The organism is Mucilaginibacter phyllosphaerae, from assembly GCF_004378255.1.
Taxonomy (GTDB): domain Bacteria; phylum Bacteroidota; class Bacteroidia; order Sphingobacteriales; family Sphingobacteriaceae; genus Mucilaginibacter; species Mucilaginibacter phyllosphaerae.
On the sequence record NZ_SNQG01000008.1, the window covers coordinates 48762 to 68870 of the forward strand.

Sequence of the window (20109 nt, forward strand, 5' to 3'; positions counted from 1 at the left end):
ATTAAAATGAGAAGGATATTATTAACTGTTTCGATAACATTGCTTGTATTACTCGTAACGAACGTTTACGGGCAGGATATTTATAGTTCGGTACCGGTAGTATTGCCTGTTAGCCCGCAAACGACGTATACGACGGCAGTGGGGTCAGTAACAAATATCTCCAGCAGGCAGTCTGTGATTTTAGGGCCGGGCACGACCTTAAGCAGCGGTTCTGCTGTCATTATTACAGTTGACCCGTCCCTGATTCCTCCTCCGCCGTCAAACCCGGCGAATGATAATGATAAAAACTGGGTGCTGACGCGTACTTATGATGAGAACGGGAAGGAAATAACTATTGCCAAAGCATTTTTTGATAAAAACGGTAAAAATATCCAGACCCAGGTAAAAAATGAAAGCACCGGGCACGTTTTGGCCAGTCAGCCTTTGTATGATTTGCAGGGCAGGGCGGTTGGAAACACGCTGGCGGCGCCTACAAATAATTCGGCGTTCGCTTATAAAGATCAGTTTATCAGCAGAAACAATGTCGCCTACAGCTATCTGAATTTTGATGGTGATCCGGCCAGTACGACGAATCCTTATGCAAGGGTTAACAGTCCCGACCCCGTTGATAACAGCCAGCAGGGCACACTAGGCTGGTATTACAGCAATAATAACACGCTTGAACCGTACGTGGCGGCTACGGGATATCCTTATGCGCGAACAGAGTATTACCATGACGGAACAGGGTCTGTTAAGCGGTCGGCAGGTGTAAGTGAGCAGCTGAAGCTGGGAGCCGGGCACGAAACGGGCAGCAACAGTTTCCCGGTACAGAATGAGTTGAACAATTACCTGGCTATACGCAATAAGTTTTTTCCTGCTGCCGTTTCAGGAGCGGTTCCATCCAGTTTGGCCGGGCAGGCGCTGCAATCGGTTTCAACAGACGAAAACGGTTTAAGTACACTGTCGGTAACCGATCTTTCCGGCAATCAAAGTTTAATGACAGCAAGGGCAGAAACGGGAACGGATTCAGCAGTTGATCCATGGCTTTTGGTACAGAACACTGTTGTTATAAGTAATATACGACAACAATATTCATACAGTATAACAATTGCCGGCCCTTCATCCATCCAGGGAAATCCGCACGATCCGGCAATTATCGCGATGCTGCATGCCCTGAAGACAAGTTTCAGCGTAAATTCAGCTTATCCCATAACGGTTACCTGCATATCAGGTGGTGTTGCTACCTGGACGGGTACAGGGAATGATTATCGTTCGCCAAGCCCCCCCCTGACAGGCGGTTCTTATAGCTTTACTATTACATCCGACTATGCCTTTTCTATATCAGCGTCGGGTCCCTACGGCGTTCTGCTTGATCAGTATCCGGCTACATTTAGCGAGCCTGATCATACATCGATCGCGTATTTTCAACAGACCGCCTCATCTCCCGTTACATATACAGGTAATGCGGTTGTTTATGATATGAAAGAAGAGGGACCGGTCACATCTTTTACCAGCGGGAACATTTTACCAGCCGGTTATTATAAAGTAGTGGCAACGACACCAACCGATAACACGACCAATAATGTTACGGTAACCTATACCAACAAATATTCAGATATCACTTACAATTATTATAACCAGTTAGGCCAGCTGATAGGTAGTATTGCACCCAACGGGGTACAGAAACTCATTCAAAGCGGTTATACCAGCTATACCACCGCGGCCGAATTGCCTTTTGTGAGTTTATATGAATATGATTTGCAGGGTCGCTTAACTGCGGCAACTATCACAGATGGCGGCCGGTCGGAATATGTTTACCGGCGGGATGGCAAGATTCGGTTTTCACAAAATGCTGTTCAGAAGGTTGCGGCAAATGCCGGTACGGGCAATATTGAAAAATTCTCTTATACCAATTACGACACTTTTGGCCGCCCTATCGAGTCGGGGGAATATCTGGTGCCCACGGGTGCGGCGTTAACATTTGCAAGCACCAAAACCAATACAACATTGCAGGAGAAGACCGGAGAAGATGACGGCCTTACGGGCGGCACAAAACAAAGCCGGGTAAATACCTATTATGATCTGCCTGCAGCAAATTTAGCACCTTCGGGGTATACACAGGATCCGGGCTTTTTAAAAGGCGCTGTCAGCTATACGACCAATGCGAGCAGCACCACCTGGTACAACTACGACGATTATGGCCGCATAACATGGACGGTAAAACAGATATTGGGGTTACCAGGCTATAAAACCGTTAACTATACCTATAACGAACAGGGAAATACGAGTATTGTAGATTATCAGAAGGAAATCGCGTCCGAACACTTTGTACATTATTATACTTACGATGCCGACGGCCGGCTGGTTAATGTGAAAACCAGCGCTGATGGAGGAACAACAAAATTACAGCAGGCCGCTTATCAGTATTACCTGCACGGACCCCTAAAACGCGTTGAACTGGCTGATAAACTACAGGGAATAGATTATGTATACACAACACAAGGATTATTAAAAAGCATTAACCACCCGTCGGGCGATAATGTAAAAGACCCAGGCAAGGATGGTACTAACAATTTTTCCCCCGATGCCTTTGGCATGCAGATAGAGTATTTTCCTAATGATTACAGCCGGACAGGAAGTAATATTAGCAGCATTCCCACTGGTCAGCCCAATTATTACAATGGTAACGTAAACGGGATAAGCTGGCAAAGCAAAAAGCCGTCTTCAATTTTAGGGTTGCCTGGCAATAGCGGCATACAAAATCCTACCATGTATACTTATGGCTACGATAATAAATACCAGCTTAACGCAGCCATCTGGGGGACGCCAAACTTTAACACTCCCGCATTTACTGCCGGTGCCATGTTTAAAGAAAACGGCATTACCTATGATGCCAATGGTAATATAAACGGACTACAGCGCACCAATAATGCAGGGGCGTTAAGTGATGATTTTAGCAAATATACCTATGAAGCAAACACCAATAAGCTTACCACTGTTGGTAATACTGCCGGAACAAATAATTACGCCACTTACACGTATGATGAACTGGGCCAGCTAAAAAGCCAGAATTTGGTGGCCGGTAATATAAGCACCTATTTAAAATATGATGTAACCGGCAAAATAACCGGTATATACAGCGATGCAGCCCTCACCATACCGAAAGTTACATATACGTATGATGAAAGCGGCAACCGCATTAAAACCGTCAACACGAACAGTACCACTTATTATGTTTATGATGCTACGGGCAACGTAATGGCTATTTATACCGGTACTACCATAACCGAACTGCCTGTTTACGGGGCCAACAGACTGGGTACTTATTTTGCCAGCGGTAACAATTATTATTACGAATTGAGGGATAATGTAGGCAGCGTTAAAGTAGTAGTGAACCGTACCAAGGTGGCAGGACAGGCTGATGTTTTGCAGTATAGCGATTACTACCCTTACGGCAGTATAGCCCGCAACGGTGGTGTAGGCTACCGTTATGAATACCAGGGTGCCTTTGCAGAGAAAGACCCTGTGACTGGTTATAACAATTTTGAGTTGCGGATGTATGACGGGCGCATTGGCCGCTGGTTAAGCATTGACCCTGCCGGGCAATTTGCTTCGCCCTATGAAGCAATGGGAAACAATCCTGTAATAAGGTTTGATATGAGGGGGGATACTGTTTTAATGCAGAATCTACCAAATGGAGACCTTAATGGGGGCGAATTATCGCAGGCGAACGTAGTAAGCTCACGGCTTTCATTTGGTGAATTACATACACGGGAATTATATGGCGGGGCCAATATTAATTGGGCCAATCAACCGGATTATATCCAAAGGCAGTATGCTAATTATAACGAAGGATATGCCCGGCAGCATAAAGGGGTAGCAGAACGGGACAATGCGATGGCATTGAATATCGGAATTTTTGTATTAACGGATGGTGTTGGTGAACTTGTGGGGCCAGCCATATATGCTTGGGGGGGGAGGTTGATTGGCAGGTTTGCCACTACGGAAGGTATCGCAGCGTCAAAGGCTGCAGGCATTTTAGGCGAAGATGCTGTAGGGATTTCCGGTTCAAAAACAGCAATCAATGTAGGAGGAAGAACAAGAATCCCTGACCGTTTAACAGCTAATTTCCTTGAAGAAGTTAAAAATGTAAAATATCAATCGTTAACTAGTCAATTGAGAGATTTTAATATTTATTCTCAACAAAACAACCTACAAATGATCTTACATACAAGATCAAATACTATTTTATCGAAGCCATTACAAGGATTAATAGATAATGGTTCTATTATTCATAAAATCATACCAGGCTTATAAATCAATATCTATGAAGTCGACATTAGAAATAAAATTTATTGAATTGCTAAAAAAACCTGTAAAAACAAGTATTGAACTGCAGGAGATAGAAGTCATTGGAAGAAAATTAGAATTACAATATAGAGAAGAAACATCTGACCTTATATCAGAATTAAAGGAAGTGGGATACGATTTCAATGATGTTTGGCAAATGGTAAACACAAAGAAACCATATCCAAAGGCAATAAGAATATTATTAAAATATTTACCTAAAGATTATCATGATAAAAACAAAGAGGGAATAGTTAGAGCATTAACAGTAAAAGAAGCAGTTGGAATCGCAAGCCCTCTTTTAATTGTTGAATATAATAAAACGCCTAAAAATAAATTAGCATTGCGTTGGGCAATAGGAAATGCCATATATGCAACGATAACGAAAAATGACATAGAAAGTATTTTGCCTATAATTCAAGACAATGAAAATGGAGTATCAAGACAAATGTTTATTAGAGCTTTAGGTAAAATTGGATCAGAGCAAGCAGAATCTACTCTTATTAAATTACTTGATGACGATGAGGTAATTCTCGATGCTTTAAATGCTTTAGTAAAACTAAAATCAAAAAAGGCAAAAAATAAAATTATTTTATTAGTCAATCATCCAAAATCGTCAATAAGGAATGCCGCTCAAAAAGCATTAATAAAATATAACTCTTGTAATAATCTTTTGTGAAATTATAATTTACTGGTTTGTCTACACAGATTATCGACTTGCAGAACAAAGTTTCCCAACTCTTTGGCTTTTCCTTTGAGTGCGATGGTTAGTTTGATATTCCGGGGATGTTGACTACCTGATTCCGTAGCAAAGTGACCAGGCGATTAGCTGGCGAACGATAGCAGCGAGAGCTGTAAAAGCGTTTTCAAAGTTAGTTATTAAAAGTGGTTATTGGTAACTGACCTCTTTATCATCAGTTCTTCGCTTCTTTCTCATGGATTCTCCTTTCAGTTCGATACGGTGTGCACTATGTACGATCCGGTCCAGTATAGCATCAGCAATTGTCTTTTCACCGATCACATCATACCATTTACTTACAGGTAGCTGAGATGTAATGATCAGCGAGGTCTTTCCATGCCGGTCTTCAATGATCTCCATTAGCGCAGCCCTGCTTTGCGCATCAAAAGGCTGGATACCGAAGTCATCTAATATCAGTAATTCTTGCCGCTCTATCTTCGCAATTTCTTTGAGATATGAACCATCAGCCTTAGCCATTTTAAGCTTGGAGAATAGCTTAGGTGTGCTTGCATAAAAGACCCTGTAGCCAAGTGTACAGGCCTGATATCCGATAGCGGAAGCAATGTAGCTTTTACCAATACCTGTGCTTCCGGTGATGAGCAGGTTCTCATTACGCTCAATAAACGTACAGTCCGCCAGGCGCATGATCTGGTTGCGATCAATACTTCGGTCGGCATGATAGTGAACGTCCTCTACAGAGGCTTTGTAGCGGAACTTGGCGTAATAGATCTGCCGCTCGATACGCCTGTTATGGCGGTCATCCCACTCTGCATCCACCAGGTGCGCCAGTAGCTCATCTACTGTATAATCCTCTGTTTTACCTGTTTCCAGGGTGCTTTGAAAAGCATGGTACATGCCGAAGAACTTGAGCTTCAGCATTTTGTCTAACGTGTTTGTGTTCATTCCATTGGTTGTTTAAAAGGTTATTTGTAATAGTCTTCGCCTCTGATATTATCATGGCTGGGCATAGGCAGTTCATCTGCGAACAAGCTTTCCTCGTATTGATCCATCTTCTTTTCCAGAATCATATGAATGGTCTTATAGTTATAAACGCCATAGTGAAGCCCTCTTCTGCAGGCCATGATCAGGCGTTCATTACCTACCTTACGGGAGAAGCCAAGGATACCCAGGCAGGACTTATAAGCCTGCTCGGGGTGTTGTTTACGGTCGAATATATTATGGATATAAAGCCTGACATCCTCGTGTATGGATGAGGCCCAGCCCAGGAACTTATCCTTTGACCAGTCGGCTACGAACTGATGAGTGGAAGCCAGATGATCTTTCTCGGTTGTATAAAGATATAGCCCCCTTGTGCGTTTATGCATAGCAATACGCTCATAATGGTAAAAGGCTTCTACCGAAGAACTGGAATATAGCAGCTTGATCTTTCTGCCGATAAACCGATAAGGGACGCTGTAATAATGTTTATCCGGTCCAAGGCATACATAGCCGTTCTTCATCACGGTAGCATGGAACTGCTTTTTAAGCTCGTAACGCAGAACAGGTAAAGGGTTGAGCACCTCCCGCTCTATCTCATCGAACTGCTGCCTTCGGCTATAGTTCCTGCCTTGCAGGAACCGGTTGTTGTGCTCTTCGAGCACAACCCTTATGGCTTCATTCAGATCCTTTAACGAATGGTAAACTACTTTTCTTAAGGGGGCATAGATCCGGGTATACATGATCTTAACCGCACCTTCTACCAATGCTTTATCACGAGGGCGGAACGCCCGGGCAGGTAGTATGGTGGTACCGTAATGGTCTGCAAAGTCAGAGAACGTTTCGTTTAACGTGGGCTCAAAACGGCTGCTTTTGGTCACGGCAGCTTTAAGGTTATCCGGTACAATGGCATCAGGAACGCCACCGATATAGTGCAGGGTATTCTCACAGGCCGTAATAAAGTCCTCCTTTTGCTGACTACTCACAGCTTCTACATAAGTGAGCCGGCTGGCTCCGAGTATAGCTACAAATACCTCAACGGTAATGATCTCGCCGGTGTCTTTATCGGTAATGCTAAGCTTTTGCCCTGCAAAGTCCACATACAGCTTATCACCTGCTTTGTGATCCATATGCATGGTCGGGTTGACCCGAGCCTTCCATTGGGTGTAATAGAAGCAGAACTGGCTGTACTGATAGCCATCAGGGAACTCTTTATAATACTCTCCCCATAATATATGGCGGTTTACACCGGTACGCTTAAGTTCTTTATCTACGTGTGGAAAGCACCGCAGCATAGATTGCATACGGCCTGTAGGAGGCATCTCCCTGCTTTTTCCAAAGAAGTCCTCCAGTTCCTTATCGTTCAGCGCGTCAACCTACTCAAACGTAAAGCCACTATCCTTAAACGAGGCCAGGTACTTCTTAACGGTATTCCGGGACGTATCAGCCTGGGCAGCTATCGACATGATACTGCGCCCACTAGTGTACATCCTTATTATCTTTCTGATCTTACTCATGCTAATCGTAGTGTTGGCCATGCTTTTGGAGGTTATGTTAAACCTCGTAAAGATGGTTGCTTCTACAGCATTAGCTGCTCGTTCGGGGTGGTCAATTTGCCCCGGAATGCCTGGTCAGTTTGCCCCGGAAAGGGGTGGTCAATTTGACGCGGAATCACTGGTCACATTCCGCCGGAATCAGGTGGTCAATATCAGCGGTATATCCAATGAGACTTCCATTCAGATCGTATTTGCTATAATTGCTGAACTTGCAAATCGCCAATTGACTCCTAAAATATTTGAGCGGCTTTGCTATTACTTATTAATGCGATTTATTAGCGGGCGAACGGTTTTTCCTCTGTATTCCACCTTCTACCGTCTTTCAGAATTGTATATTCCGGATTCTACACATTCTTGGCTAGCTAAACATGCTATTTTCAAACTAATTACTGATCACGGTTTCCTTTCTTACAAAACTATTCGCACCTGGGGCGGCATGATCGATTAAAAAGAAGAAAGAAAGAAAGCGCCCTTGTCAAATGATTTGATGGCCAGAAAAAAGACATTTAAATCCAACTGAATAGTTGTATATTTAGGTAAGCCAAAGGCAAAGATAAAAACCGTTAACAATACGTTAACAGAAAAAAGAAAAGCAGTCACGATTTAACGTAACTGCCTAATTCTGAGGTAGCGGGAGCAGGACTCGAACCTACGACCTTCGGGTTATGAGCCCGACGAGCTACCAACTGCTCCATCCCGCACTATCTTTGTTGGTACTATACATAACGGGCATAACTCCGTAATGTTTGTCCTAATTGTCAAAAAAGCAATTTGCTCTTCCTTTTAATTGGACTGCAAAGATATAATTCGTTTCTTTGCAGTCCAAATAATATTTTAATTATTTTTTTATGGCGCATAAGGCAGGTTTTGTAAGTATAATTGGTAAGCCCAACGCGGGTAAGTCAACCCTTATGAACGCATTGGTGGGCGAAAAAATGTCAATCATCACCCCAAAGGCGCAAACCACCCGCCACCGTATCCTGGGGATTGTTAATACAGACGATTATCAGATCGTGTTTTCGGATACCCCCGGTATCATTAAACCGCATTACGCATTGCACGAAAGTATGATGCACCAGGTGGATGGCTCTATTGTAGATGCCGACCTGATTTTGCTGGTTACCGATATTCACGAAGAATTTAACGAGCAGGATGTGATCAAAAAACTGGAAGGCTCTACCGCCCCGTTGGTTGTACTGATCAATAAGATAGATCTTTCTACTGAAGACGAGGTAAAGGAAAAAGTGGAATACTGGCAGGAAAAATTAAACCCAAAAGCCATTTATGCCATATCTGCCCTGTTAGATCATAATATAAAAGCCGTAATGGATTTTGTATTGGATGGCCTGCCTGAACACCCTGCCTATTATGAGAAGGATGCACTTACAGATAGGAACGACCGCTTTTTTGCTTCAGAAATGATCCGTGCGCAGATCTTTAAGCAGTATAAAAAGGAGATACCCTACAGTACCGAGGTTATTGTTACCGCTTTTGTAGAAGGCGAAAAGCTGCACCGCATCAGTGCCGAGATCATTGTTGAACGCGATTCGCAGAAGAATATCATTATCGGCACCAAAGGGGAGATGCTGAAAATAGTTGGCACTTATGCCCGCAGGGATATGGAGGATTTTTTTCAGAAGAAGATCTTCCTGGAAATGTTTGTGAAAGTTATCCCCGACTGGCGCAGCAAAAAAAATTACCTTAAAAAATTCGGGTACGAATAGTAAATAGATCTGAGATATCAGATGTGAGATTTTAGATAAATTCATGTTTGATGCTCAAAAAAATTAATTTAGATGTAAGTTTAGATAAGCCGGGGAATAGCCCTGTCGCATATCTCATATCTCACATCTCATATCTAAAAAAATGAGTAATATAGTAGCTATAGTAGGCAGGCCAAACGTTGGCAAATCCACTTTATACAACCGTTTAACCGAAAGCCGTAAAGCTATTGTTGACGATTTTAGCGGTGTAACCCGCGACAGGCACTACGGTACATCCGAGTGGATAGATAAAAAATTTACGGTTATTGACACCGGCGGTTATGTAGCCAACAGCGACGAGATATTTGAAGTAGCCATCCGCGAACAGGTATTGATTGCGATTGAAGAGGCCACCGTTATTTTATTTATGGTGGATGTTACCACCGGCATTACTGATCTGGACGACGAGATTGCCAGCCTGCTGCGCAAAGGTAAAAAGCCGGTATGCGTAGTGGTAAACAAGCTGGATAACAACGCCCAACTGGCCGATGCCACCGAGTTTTACAGCCTTGGCCTGGGTGAGATCTACACCATATCATCCATGACGGGTTCTGGTACCGGTGAATTGCTGGACGAAGTGGTTAAGCATTTTGAAGACGTGCCATTTGAAGAGAACGAACGCCCTAAATATGCCATCATAGGCCGCCCTAACGTGGGTAAATCTTCTATTATCAATGCTTTGATTGGGCAGGACCGTAACATTGTTACCCCTATTGCCGGCACCACGCGCGATTCTATCCACATCCACTACAACCAGTACGGGCACGATTTTATGCTGATTGATACTGCCGGGATGCGTAAAAAAACCAAGGTGAAAGAGAACATTGAGTTTTACTCGGTAATGCGCACTATTAAGGCTTTGGAAGAAGCCGATGTGGTGATCATTATGATAGATGCCGTAGAAGGTTTAGAAGCGCAGGATGTAAACCTGTTTCACCTGGCCGAAAAAAACAAAAAAGGCGTTGTGGTAGTGGTAAATAAATGGGACCTGATCGAAAAAAATAATAAAACCATTAAGGTATTTGAAGAGCAGATACGCCAGAAGATAGCGCCGTTTACCGATGTGCCTATTGTGTTTACTTCCGTATTGGAAAAACAGCGTGTATTAAAGGTAATTGAAACAGCCAACCAGGTTTACGAGAACCGTGCCCGCAAGATCCCTACCAGCAAACTGAATGAAGTGATGCTGCCGATCATCGAAAAGTATCCGCCGCCATCATTAAAAGGTAAATACGTAAAAATTAAATACATTACGCAGATAGCTGGCACATCGCCCATGTTCGCATTCTTTTGTAACCTGCCACAGTATGTAAAAGAACCCTATTACCGTTTTATTGAAAACCAGTTACGCGCTAACTTTGATTTTTCGGGAGCACCGGTACAGGTTTGGTTCAGGCAGAAGTAAGAAAAGTTGAAGATATTATGATGAATGGCAGATGGCTTCGGCTCTCTGCCATTTTTGTTTACAGGTAATCTGTTAATGCAGTTTGCAAAAAGGCGATCAGCTCCGGGTCGTTAAATTGGTAGTCATCAGCAATATTTAAAACTACAAGTTGCTTGTGCCGGGCATCAAACTTTTGTTTAATGATCTCGCGGTGTTTATACTCCATCACAAAAAGCACATCGGCCCAGTCGATGAGTTTCTGATTGAGCTTAACACGCGCCTTATCGCTGGTACCTGCCGAACGGGCATGATGTAACTGGTGCCCTTTAAACAAAAGTTCGGCAGTGGGGCTGCGCCACTGGTTTTTGCTGCAGATGAAAAGGAGGTTGGGCAATTGTTAGTTGATTAGTAGTATTTTTACAATTATTAGAAGGATTAGTATCATGATAGAAAAATAAAAGATAATTCTTCCATGTGCTCTGTCGGATTCATTATAGCCATAAACCTGTTCCCCGTTTGGCAAAGTCTTTTTATGGATGTACAAATGCCAACCTATAAATGCCCCCAAAATCCCGCCTGATATCGCAAATAAATAGCCCAATACTATCCAGGTATTCTGTGGTTTTTCCGGCTGTTTAAGTTCATTCAATCGCTTTAAAGTTAATTGGGCAATTGCTTGGTCGGTAATATAAATGCCTCGCTCTTTCAGTATCTTTACAGCAAGCAGGTTGTCAAACTGGCTCCATTCATCCGGCTTGGCTATCAGGTCAGTAAGTTCATCATTTGTAAAGCTGTAAAGATAGTGGTCGTTATCTGTTGCGTCAACGCTTTTGCTTTCCTCTGCTTTAAGTAATTCATCAACTTTTAAAAATTCATCCGCACTAATTTTTACTGCGTAATCTTTAGCTGTTTCATCGGTATAAAAGGTTGGGTTAAATAAAGTAGCTTCTTCAACTATGTTGTAATTAATTTGGTGACGTTGTAAAACTTCGGCAAGCTGGTTTGCCAGTGCCGCATCATTGAATTTTTTATATGTAATCAATTCCATATTTGTTTTTATTTCCCTTTACCCGCCATATAATCCAGCGTTAAATTACACAGCGCTTTCACCCCAAGTGTAAAACCGCTTTCGTCCAGATAAAAATCTGGTGTGTGATGAGATGGTGCCGTGAGTGCGTTGCCGCCTTTAGGCATTCCTCCTAAAAAGAAGAATATACCGGGTACCTTTTGCTGGTAAAAGCTAAAATCTTCGGCACCGGTAACAGGCGGGCGCAATATTACGTTCTCCTTGCCGGCGGTAGCTGCCAATGTAGGCAGCATTTTAGCCGTTAACGCTTCATCATTAAAGGTTACCGGGTACTTGTTGCTGTAAGGGATCAAAACCTCGGCCTGGGCGCCGTATGCTTCGGCTGTTTTAATGGCAATACGTTTTACATTGGCAGTTATCAGCTTTTCATCGGCATCGGTAAAGTATCTTAACGTGCCCTGCATTTTTACACTTTCGGGGATGATGTTAAACCTCGATCCGCCGTTGATCACCCCTATGGTTACCACAGCAGGGTTTTCGGTTACGTTTATATTGCGGCTAACAATGCTTTGCAGGCTGCTGATGATCTGTGCCGAAACTACCACGGGGTCTACACTGCTCCATGGGTAAGCGCCGTGTGCCGAGCGGCCCTTTACGATGATCTGCAGATCGCTTACACCGGCCATGGTGCCGCCTGGTTTGTAAGTTATTTTCCCAACTTCGGTTTGCGAGTTGATGTGCAGGCCAAATATCACATCTACTTTGGGGTTTTCCATCACACCTTGTTTCACCATTTCTTCCGCGCCGCCCTTTTCGCCCACAGGTGCACCCTCTTCGGCAGGCTGAAAAATGAATTTTACCGTGCCGTGCAGGTCCTTTTTCATAGATGACAGCACCTCTGCCACGCCCATCAGTATCGCCATGTGCGAATCGTGCCCGCAGGCATGCATTACGCCAACTTCCTGCCCGTTATACTGGGTTTTAACTTTTGATGCAAAGGGCAGGTTTACCCGCTCGGTAACCGGCAGGCCATCCATATCGGCACGTAAAGCAACCACAGGGCCGGGCAAGCCACCCTTTAGCACCCCAACCACCCCTGTAGTGGCTACACCCGTTTTTGCTTCTATGCCTAAAGATTGCAGGTGTTTAGCGATAATATCGGCTGTGCGCACCTCATGATTGCCCAATTCGGGATGTTCATGAAAGTCGCGCCGCCAGGCAATCACCTTATCTTTTAAAGCATCAGCCTTGGTGTTTACTGTTTTTTTTAAAGAAGTGGTTTGTGCTGATGTTGCTAAAACAACAAAGCAAAAAAGAGGGGTTAAAAGTTTTTTCATAACCGCAGTTTAGTGCAGTAAGATAAACTTTTAACCCCGAAAAATAAAAGTATGCTTTTTATATTATTTAACGTCTTTAACGGTTATCGTGAACATAATAACGGTGTTTGGTGCAATAGGCCCGTTACCAAATTGCCCATAAGCTAAAGCAGAGGGAAGGATCAATAATATTTTACTCCCTTTTTTTGCCTTCAGCAAGCCAACTTTCCAACCGGTAATAATATTATATCGATCTGAAAGACCGGTAGTATAACTGGTAGATGCATCAAATTGAGTGCCTTTAAGGGTTGTGCCAACATAATCAACAGTTACCATATTGTCACTGGTGATCAGGTTGCCGGTGCCTTCTGTTTGTATTTGATAATATAAGCCAGAAGCATCTTTGGTTGCAGTAATTTCCGGATGTGCTACCAGGTAGGCCTGTATCGCATCATCATCAATTTTTGCCTGTACTGCAGGGTCAACCGCGGCGGGTGTGGTATTATCTTTTGAGCATGATGCAAATCCAAGTGCCAATACGCTCAGGATCAATAAATATTTTTTCATAATAACAATAACGTATAAAGTTAAGAGAGTGATACAGTAGTTTTAATTTTCAGTTCATTTAATTGCGCATCAGCGATAGTTGATGGCGAATCTATCATCACATCGCGGCCGGAATTGTTTTTAGGGAAGGCGATCACATCACGGATAGAATCTAACCCGGCGAAGATAGAAGCCAGCCTGTCGAACCCGAAGGCAATGCCGCCATGCGGTGGGGCGCCATATTCAAAGGCATCCATCAAAAAGCCAAATTGTTTTTGAGCTTCGTCTGCAGAAAACCCTAAATGTTTAAACATCAGCGATTGCAGGGCGCGGTCATGGATCCGGATGGAGCCGCCGCCAATTTCGGTACCGTTGATAACCAGGTCATAAGCGTTAGCACGTACGTTTTTAGGGTCGGTATCTAACAAAGCAATGTCCTCTGGTTTAGGCGAGGTGAACGGGTGGTGCATCGCATGGTAACGCCCGGTTTCTTCATCCCACTCCAGCAGCGGGAAATCAAGCACCCACAGCGGGGCGAATTTATTTTTATCGCGCAGGCCTAAACGGCCGCCAATTTCCAGGCGTAATTCGTTAAGCTGTTTACGTACCTTATCGGTCTCGCCGGCTAAAATTAAAATTAAGTCGCCTTTTTCGGTTTCAAAGGCAGCACTCCATTTAGCCAGTTCTTCTTCGTTATAAAATTTATCAACCGATGATTTTAGCGTACCATCCTCATTATGGCGGGCATATATCAAACCTGTAGCACCAATTTGCGGGCGTTTCATCCACTCGGTAAGTTCATCAATTTGCTTGCGGGTGTAGCCTGCGCAGCCTTTGGCGTTGATCCCCACCACCAGTTCGGCATTATCAAAAATACTAAAGCCCTTGCCTTTTACTACATCGTTCAGTTCTACAAACTGCATCCCAAAACGGGTGTCGGGCTTGTCAGAGCCATATAAGCGCATGGCATCGGCATATTGCATCCGCGGGAAATCGCCCAGCTCTAAATCTTTAACCGTGCGGAACAAGTGGCGGGTAAGCCCCTCAAATATATTCAGGATATCTTCCTGGGTGATGAACGACATTTCGCAGTCTATCTGTGTAAACTCCGGCTGGCGGTCGGCACGCAGGTCCTCATCCCTAAAGCATTTCACGATCTGGAAATAACGGTCAAACCCGCTCACCATCAGCAATTGTTTAAAAGTTTGCGGCGATTGCGGCAGGGCGTAAAACTCGCCCGGGTTCATGCGGCTTGGCACCACAAAATCCCGTGCACCTTCCGGCGTAGATTTGATCAGCACCGGTGTTTCTACCTCAATAAAATCTATGTCAGACAGATACTTGCGAATTTCCTGTGCCATTTTATGGCGCAAAACCAGGTTGTTGCGTATCGGGTTGCGGCGCAGGTCCAGATAGCGGTATTTAGCACGCAGCTCTTCGCCACCGTCGGTTTCATCCTCTATTAAAAACGGCGGGATCTTGGCAACATTTAAAATTTCCAGTTCGGTAACGGCAATTTCAATTTCGCCGGTTGGTATTTTAGTGTTTTTGTTAGAACGTTCTACCACGTTGCCTGTAACCTTAATTACAAACTCCCGGCCCAGTTGCTTGCCGGTTTCACGCAAGTTAGCATCAGTATCGGTATTTAAAACCAGTTGGGTTAAACCATAGCGGTCGCGCACATCAATAAATGTGGTACCACCCAAATCTCTCGATTTTTGAACCCATCCGCAAAGGGTTATCGTTTCACCTAAATTGCTGATATTTAATTGTCCGCAGGTATGTGTTCTAAGCATAATTCCTTTTTTTAAAAGTCTGCAAAAGTATGGTTTTAGTCGGAAAGTCCGAAAGTCCGGAAGACAGAAAGTGCTACAATCGTGAGTTTACTTGCCGACTTTGCCGACTTTCTGACTTGCGGACATCAAAATAACGCCTATATTTGCCGCATAATTCTCAAGGGGTGCCTTGCTTTGAGCAATCAAACTGAAAGACAGGCTGAGATCAAACCCATTGTTTTTGAAAGTAAAAAGTTAAAAGTCAAAAGTTAAAAGTTGTATGCCAGCTTTATACTTTGAACTTTTAGCTCTCAACTCTAAATAACATGCACCTGATCCGGGTAATGCCGGCGTAGGGAGAGGTAACAAGTTAAGTGTACTGCCATTGTACCCTGGTGAGCAGATGGTTTAACTAATTTTTTGTTCAATAATTTGAAAAATTTATTTGCGGCGCTTATCGCCCTGCTGCTGCCTGTCCTGGCATCGGCCCAATTTTCCATCAGCGGAAAGATCACCAACCAAGCCGGCGAAGCTTTGCCCGGCGCAACCGTAACCATTACCAGCCCTGCCACCAATACCCAGGCAGATGCTAACGGCAAGTACCAGCTTGCCGGTATGCCGGCCGGTACCTATACCTTAAAGGCCACCTACATTGGCTACCAGGTAACTACGCAAACGGTAACCTTAACCGGCAACAAAGTGCTCAATTTTGCGCTTACCAATGCTACATTCAGCGCCGAAGAGGTTACCGTTACGGCTACCCGCGCGGGTAAAAAATCGCCAACGGCTTTTACCAATTTAAGTAAAAAAGATCTGGAGAAAAATAATTTTGGCCAGGATCTGCCTTATCTGCTTAACCAAACGCCATCCGTAATCATAAATTCTGATGCAGGAACAGGCATAGGCTACACCGGCATCCGTATCCGTGGCAGCGATGGCACCAGGGTGAACGTTACTATCAACGGCATCCCGCTGAATGACGCCGAAAGCCAGGGCTCGTATTTTGTGAACCTGCCCGATCTTGCCTCGTCGGTAAACAATATCCAGATACAGCGCGGCGTAGGTACTTCTACCAATGGCGCAGGCGCATTTGGCGGCAGTATTAATATCCAAACCGCTACCCGGCGAGACACAGGCTATGCCGACCTTAATAACACCATTGGCTCTTACGGTACCGTTAAAAATACCGTGAGCCTGGGTACCGGGTTAATGTGCGGCCACTTTAGTGTGGATGGGCGGTTATCCAGAATAAAATCTGACGGGTATATTGACCGCGCCTCATCAAGCCTGCGCTCGTTTTTTTTAAGCGGGGCTTATTATGATAAAAACAGTACTTTGAGGCTTAATGTGTTTTCGGGCATCGAGCGTACTTACCAGGCATGGAACGGTGTGCCGGATTATGTTATTGGCGACGATACACGCAAAGATAACCGCACCTACAATGAACTTGGCCTGATGCCAGACGGAAGCTTTTATAAAGACCAGGTAGATAATTATCAGCAAAACCACTACCAGTTATTATATGACCGCAAGCTATCTGATAAGTTATCCTTTAGCGGTGCCCTGCACTATACCAAAGGCTATGGCTATTACGAAGAATTTAAGAATAATGCTAAGGTTACAGATTATGGCCTAACCCCCGTAATTGTTGGCGATTCTACTATCGTCAGAACTGATCTGGCCCGCCGCCTGTGGTTAAATAACGATTTTTATGGAATTACTTACGCCCTAAAATACCAGGCACAAAGCAATCTTAACTTTACCCTTGGCGGCGCTTACAACCGCTACACCGGCGCACATTACGGCAATATTATTTATACCAAACAAGATGCAGGCATCCCGCCAAACTACGAGTATTACCGCGATAACGCCACCAAAAGCGATTTTAATATTTTTGGCCGTGCCGAGTATAAAACCGGCAATGCAACCCTGTTTGCCGATATGCAGTACCGCCGTATCAACTACTCTTTTTTAGGTTTCGACAGGAATTTGAAAAATGTGCAGCAGGATGCCAAACTTAACTTTTTTAACCCCAAAGCAGGTATAACCTACGAGTTTGATGAGCAAAACAATATCTATGCATCCTTTGCCGTAGGTAACCACGAACCTAACCGCAACGACTACACCAACTCTACCCCGGCAAGCAGGCCCAAGCCCGAAAATATGAAGGATTTTGAAGCCGGTTACCGTACCAGCGGCGATGTATTTAAGGGCGGCATCAACCTGTTTTACATGCTGTATAAAAACCAGCTGATACTAACAGGTGCGCTGAATGACGTAGGTGCCGCAACACGTATCAATGTAGACGACAGCTACCGTGCAGGGATAGAGGTTGATGGCCTTGTTAAAATAACCAAGCAGTTAAACTGGGCGGCTAATGCAACCATCAGCACCAATAAAATAAAAAACCTGAGCCGCACCCTGGCCAGTTATGATGACAACTATAACCCGCTAACCCCGGTAACACAATTCTTTAAAAATACAGATATTGGTTATTCGCCATCATTAATAGTTGGCAGCGAGATTGCCTGGGCGCCGGTAAAAAACGGCAGTATTGCCTTTTTAAGCAAGTATGTAAGCAGGCAGTTTTTAGATAACACCGGCAATGTAAACCCAACAGGTATTACTACCTCGCCGGATGTGGCCAACAACCCTTACGCGGTTAACCGGCTGTTAAAGGCATACTTTGTAAACGATGTAAGGCTTAAGTATGATATCCATACCAAATCTATTAAAACCATAGGGCTTGGCTTGCTGGTAAATAACGTGTTCAGTAAAAAGTACGAGGCCAATGGCGCCACCTATCCCGAAGTGGATAGCGGTGTACTGTTAAACTACAATTACTACTTTCCGCAGGCAACACGTAATTTCCTGGCATCGGTTAACTTAAGTTTTTAATTGATGCAAAGCTGGATACACCTGTTTATTGACCAGGTTAAGGCAACCACCCTGGTGGAATGGCTGGCCGTTATATTAGGCGTGGCCGAAGTATTTTTAGCAAAGGCAAATAAAGTATGGCTATACCCCACGGGTATAGCCTCTACCCTGATCTCGATATATCTGCTGCTTCATGCAACGCTTTATGCCGAATGCCTTTTAAGTGTTTACTACGTGGTAATGAGTATTTACGGCTGGTATTACTGGGTTAAAAAACGTAACCAGCCCCCGGTAAAGGCTACCTACGCCAACCGGCAGGAATGGCTAACCACGCTGCTGATTGTATTTGCAGGCTGGGGCCTGCTGTATCTTATCCTGGTTAAATTTACACCCTCAACCGTACCCGTTTGGGATGCCTGGGTATCATCAACCGCCTGGGCGGGTATGTGGCTTTTGGCCCGGAGGAAGATAGAGAACTGGGTGTTATTGAATATCAGTAATATCTTCGCTATACCTTTATTATATCATAAGCATTTAGTGATGTTTGCCGTGCTTACGCTGATCTTATTTGTGGTGGCCATATTCGGTTATTTAGAATGGCGGCGGATCATTAATCGGGAAAAACAAGATTTAGATATTTCAAAAACTCTCCCTTCAGGGGGCCGGGGGGCTTAATATGGAACAGATTCAACATCCATCAACACTGCTGCAACCAGCATGGGTCGATACTATCCGTAAATATGCCCCCGAAGCAGAGCAATCAGGCAAACTGCACCCGGCGCAGCTGCAGTTGGTATATGATCAGCAATGGTTCAACCTGTTATCGCCCCGGCAATATGGCGGCCTGGAAACCCCTTTGCCGCAGTTAATAAAAACAGAAGAAGCTTTAGCCTGGGCCGATGGCAGCCTGGGCTGGGTAGTTACGTTGTGCTGCGGTGCGGGCTGGTTTGGTGGTTTTATAGCGCCCGGTGTTGCCCCCAAAATTTATGCTGATGAGGAGGCATGCCTGGCGGGCAGCGGCGCACCTACCGGTACAGCCACCATTACCGGCGACGGCTACATCATCAATGGCAGCTGGAAATACGCCAGCGGCGTACATCACGCCACCTATATTACCGTAAATTGCCAGATAATGGACGGCCAAAACCCGGTTTTAGATACCGATGGCAGCCCGTTGATCCTGCCTTTTGTGCTGAACAGGCAGGATGTGCAATTAATATCCGGCTGGAAATATATAGGCATGGTAGCTACCGGCAGCGATGCCTATGCGGTTAAGAATTTGCACGTAAACAGCAACCGCTGCTTTAAAATAGACCCTGCTGCGGCTGTAATAGATTCGGCTTTATACTCATATCCTTTTATGCAGTTGGCAGAAGCTACGCTGGCAGCCAACCTATCGGGCATGGCGGTGCACTTTCTGGATCTGTGCAAGCCCGCCCTTGAATTTAAGGCAACCAATATCCGCAGGGTAAATGCCGCAAATGTTTTGGTGATGGATGAAGCCCTGCAATCTGCAACGGCATTGTTAAACCAGGTACGCGCTACGTTTTTTGAAGCGGTGGAAGCATCGTGGCAAGATCCCTTAAACGAAAAATTATTAGGTGCGGTAAGCGCGGCAAGCCGGATGCTGGCCAAAATATCCCGGGAGTGCGTAGACGAACTTTTCCCTTTTTGCGGCCTGCTGGCAGCATCGCCGGATACCGAAATTAACCGGGTTTGGCGCGATCTGCATACGGCAAGTCAGCATAGTTTGCTTACTTTTTTAGATTAGGCCTCATCCCAACCTTTCTCTAAAGGAGAAGGGCTACATACTTTTAATAATTAGTAACACAAATATCACATTGTTTATATATTGCAATGGTGA

The 20109-nt window shown here is 44.5% G+C and carries 16 protein-coding genes and 1 tRNA gene; 8 read left to right on the forward strand and 9 right to left on the reverse strand.

Going from position 1 to position 20109, the window contains the following annotated elements:
* Positions 1–6 precede the first annotated feature (6 nt).
* A complete protein-coding gene (locus E2R65_RS18660) occupies positions 7–4296 on the forward strand; it encodes a putative toxin (RefSeq protein WP_134338015.1) in 4290 nt (1429 codons plus the stop codon).
* Between the two features lie 10 nt (positions 4297–4306).
* Complete coding sequence (locus tag E2R65_RS18665; RefSeq protein ID WP_158285298.1) at positions 4307–5005, forward strand: HEAT repeat domain-containing protein; 699 nt, start codon at positions 4307–4309, stop codon at positions 5003–5005.
* A 210-nt stretch (positions 5006–5215) separates the two neighbouring features.
* On the opposite strand, the gene istB is transcribed toward E2R65_RS18665, so the two are convergent.
* The 3 genes from istB to E2R65_RS19870 all read right to left on the reverse strand — a co-directional run bounded on the left by istB (position 5216) and on the right by E2R65_RS19870 (position 7518).
* Positions 5216–5968 carry an IS21-like element helper ATPase IstB gene (istB, locus tag E2R65_RS18670; protein ID WP_134338017.1) on the reverse strand — a complete coding sequence of 251 codons (753 nt, stop codon included), beginning with the start codon at positions 5966–5968 and terminating at the stop codon, positions 5216–5218.
* A 20-nt stretch (positions 5969–5988) separates the two neighbouring features.
* Positions 5989–7296 carry an IS21 family transposase gene (istA, locus tag E2R65_RS18675; RefSeq protein ID WP_229704699.1) on the reverse strand — a complete coding sequence of 436 codons (1308 nt, stop codon included), beginning with the start codon at positions 7294–7296 and terminating at the stop codon, positions 5989–5991.
* A gap of 81 nt (positions 7297–7377) precedes the next feature.
* Positions 7378–7518: a helix-turn-helix domain-containing protein gene (locus tag E2R65_RS19870; RefSeq protein ID WP_229704700.1), complete on the reverse strand. Its 141-nt coding sequence runs from the start codon at positions 7516–7518 to the stop codon at positions 7378–7380.
* Between the two features lie 52 nt (positions 7519–7570).
* Between E2R65_RS19870 and E2R65_RS18680 the strand changes: the two genes are divergently transcribed.
* Positions 7571–8005: a hypothetical protein gene (locus E2R65_RS18680; protein WP_134338018.1), complete on the forward strand. Its 435-nt coding sequence runs from the start codon at positions 7571–7573 to the stop codon at positions 8003–8005.
* 180 nt (positions 8006–8185) lie between these two features.
* On the opposite strand, the gene E2R65_RS18685 is transcribed toward E2R65_RS18680, so the two are convergent.
* A tRNA-Met gene (locus E2R65_RS18685) sits at positions 8186–8258 on the reverse strand.
* Between the two features lie 147 nt (positions 8259–8405).
* On the opposite strand from E2R65_RS18685, the gene era reads away from it, so the two are divergent.
* Positions 8406–9281 (forward strand): GTPase Era, encoded by an 876-nt coding sequence (gene era, locus E2R65_RS18690; protein WP_134338019.1) that lies wholly within the window; start codon positions 8406–8408, stop codon positions 9279–9281.
* 142 nt (positions 9282–9423) lie between these two features.
* Positions 9424–10725 carry a ribosome biogenesis GTPase Der gene (gene der, locus E2R65_RS18695; RefSeq protein WP_134338020.1) on the forward strand — a complete coding sequence of 434 codons (1302 nt, stop codon included), beginning with the start codon at positions 9424–9426 and terminating at the stop codon, positions 10723–10725.
* A gap of 58 nt (positions 10726–10783) precedes the next feature.
* Here der and E2R65_RS18700 read toward each other — a convergent pair whose 3' ends face one another.
* The 5 genes from E2R65_RS18700 to aspS form a co-directional block, all read right to left on the reverse strand.
* Positions 10784–11098 carry a low molecular weight protein tyrosine phosphatase family protein gene (locus tag E2R65_RS18700; RefSeq protein ID WP_134338021.1) on the reverse strand — a complete coding sequence of 105 codons (315 nt, stop codon included), beginning with the start codon at positions 11096–11098 and terminating at the stop codon, positions 10784–10786.
* Positions 11099–11101: 3 nt separating this feature from the next.
* Positions 11102–11752 (reverse strand): hypothetical protein, encoded by a 651-nt coding sequence (locus E2R65_RS18705; RefSeq protein WP_134338022.1) that lies wholly within the window; start codon positions 11750–11752, stop codon positions 11102–11104.
* Between the two features lie 8 nt (positions 11753–11760).
* Positions 11761–13068: an amidohydrolase gene (locus E2R65_RS18710; protein ID WP_134338023.1), complete on the reverse strand. Its 1308-nt coding sequence runs from the start codon at positions 13066–13068 to the stop codon at positions 11761–11763.
* A 63-nt stretch (positions 13069–13131) separates the two neighbouring features.
* The gene (locus tag E2R65_RS18715) at positions 13132–13614 is read right to left on the reverse strand and encodes an FKBP-type peptidyl-prolyl cis-trans isomerase (RefSeq protein ID WP_134338024.1); all 483 of its coding nucleotides are present in this window, start codon (positions 13612–13614) and stop codon (positions 13132–13134) included.
* A 20-nt stretch (positions 13615–13634) separates the two neighbouring features.
* Complete coding sequence (aspS, locus tag E2R65_RS18720; RefSeq protein WP_134338025.1) at positions 13635–15389, reverse strand: aspartate--tRNA ligase; 1755 nt, start codon at positions 15387–15389, stop codon at positions 13635–13637.
* Between the two features lie 411 nt (positions 15390–15800).
* On the opposite strand from aspS, the gene E2R65_RS18725 reads away from it, so the two are divergent.
* The 3 genes from E2R65_RS18725 to E2R65_RS18735 are packed head-to-tail and all read left to right on the forward strand — an operon-like array spanning position 15801 to position 20016.
* Positions 15801–18266 (forward strand): TonB-dependent receptor, encoded by a 2466-nt coding sequence (locus tag E2R65_RS18725; RefSeq protein ID WP_134338026.1) that lies wholly within the window; start codon positions 15801–15803, stop codon positions 18264–18266.
* Between the two features lie 3 nt (positions 18267–18269).
* Entirely contained in the window at positions 18270–18920 is a 651-nt protein-coding gene (gene pnuC / locus E2R65_RS18730; protein ID WP_134338027.1) for a nicotinamide riboside transporter PnuC, read from the forward strand.
* A 1-nt stretch (position 18921) separates the two neighbouring features.
* Positions 18922–20016, forward strand: coding sequence for an acyl-CoA dehydrogenase family protein (locus E2R65_RS18735; RefSeq protein WP_134338028.1), 1095 nt, complete (start codon positions 18922–18924; stop codon positions 20014–20016).
* Positions 20017–20109: the final 93 nt, after the last annotated feature.

Excerpts from the sequence above, each read along its gene's own strand:
- pnuC (WP_134338027.1), top strand. The coding sequence starts at position 18,270 with ATGCAAAGCTGGATACACCTGTTTATTGACCAGGTTAAGGCAACCACC.
- E2R65_RS18735 (WP_134338028.1), top strand. The coding sequence starts at position 18,922 with ATGGAACAGATTCAACATCCATCAACACTGCTGCAACCAGCATGGGTC.
- E2R65_RS18660 (WP_134338015.1), top strand. The coding sequence starts at position 7 with ATGAGAAGGATATTATTAACTGTTTCGATAACATTGCTTGTATTACTC.
- aspS (WP_134338025.1), bottom strand. The coding sequence starts at position 15,389 with ATGCTTAGAACACATACCTGCGGACAATTAAATATCAGCAATTTAGGT.
- E2R65_RS18705 (WP_134338022.1), bottom strand. The coding sequence starts at position 11,752 with ATGGAATTGATTACATATAAAAAATTCAATGATGCGGCACTGGCAAAC.
- era (WP_134338019.1), top strand. The coding sequence starts at position 8,406 with ATGGCGCATAAGGCAGGTTTTGTAAGTATAATTGGTAAGCCCAACGCG.
- E2R65_RS18665 (WP_158285298.1), top strand. The coding sequence starts at position 4,307 with ATGAAGTCGACATTAGAAATAAAATTTATTGAATTGCTAAAAAAACCT.
- istB (WP_134338017.1), bottom strand. The coding sequence starts at position 5,968 with ATGAACACAAACACGTTAGACAAAATGCTGAAGCTCAAGTTCTTCGGC.
- E2R65_RS18710 (WP_134338023.1), bottom strand. The coding sequence starts at position 13,068 with ATGAAAAAACTTTTAACCCCTCTTTTTTGCTTTGTTGTTTTAGCAACA.
- istA (WP_229704699.1), bottom strand. The coding sequence starts at position 7,296 with ATGCTGCGGTGCTTTCCACACGTAGATAAAGAACTTAAGCGTACCGGT.
- E2R65_RS18680 (WP_134338018.1), top strand. The coding sequence starts at position 7,571 with ATGGTTGCTTCTACAGCATTAGCTGCTCGTTCGGGGTGGTCAATTTGC.
- der (WP_134338020.1), top strand. The coding sequence starts at position 9,424 with ATGAGTAATATAGTAGCTATAGTAGGCAGGCCAAACGTTGGCAAATCC.
- E2R65_RS19870 (WP_229704700.1), bottom strand. The coding sequence starts at position 7,518 with ATGAGTAAGATCAGAAAGATAATAAGGATGTACACTAGTGGGCGCAGT.
- E2R65_RS18715 (WP_134338024.1), bottom strand. The coding sequence starts at position 13,614 with ATGAAAAAATATTTATTGATCCTGAGCGTATTGGCACTTGGATTTGCA.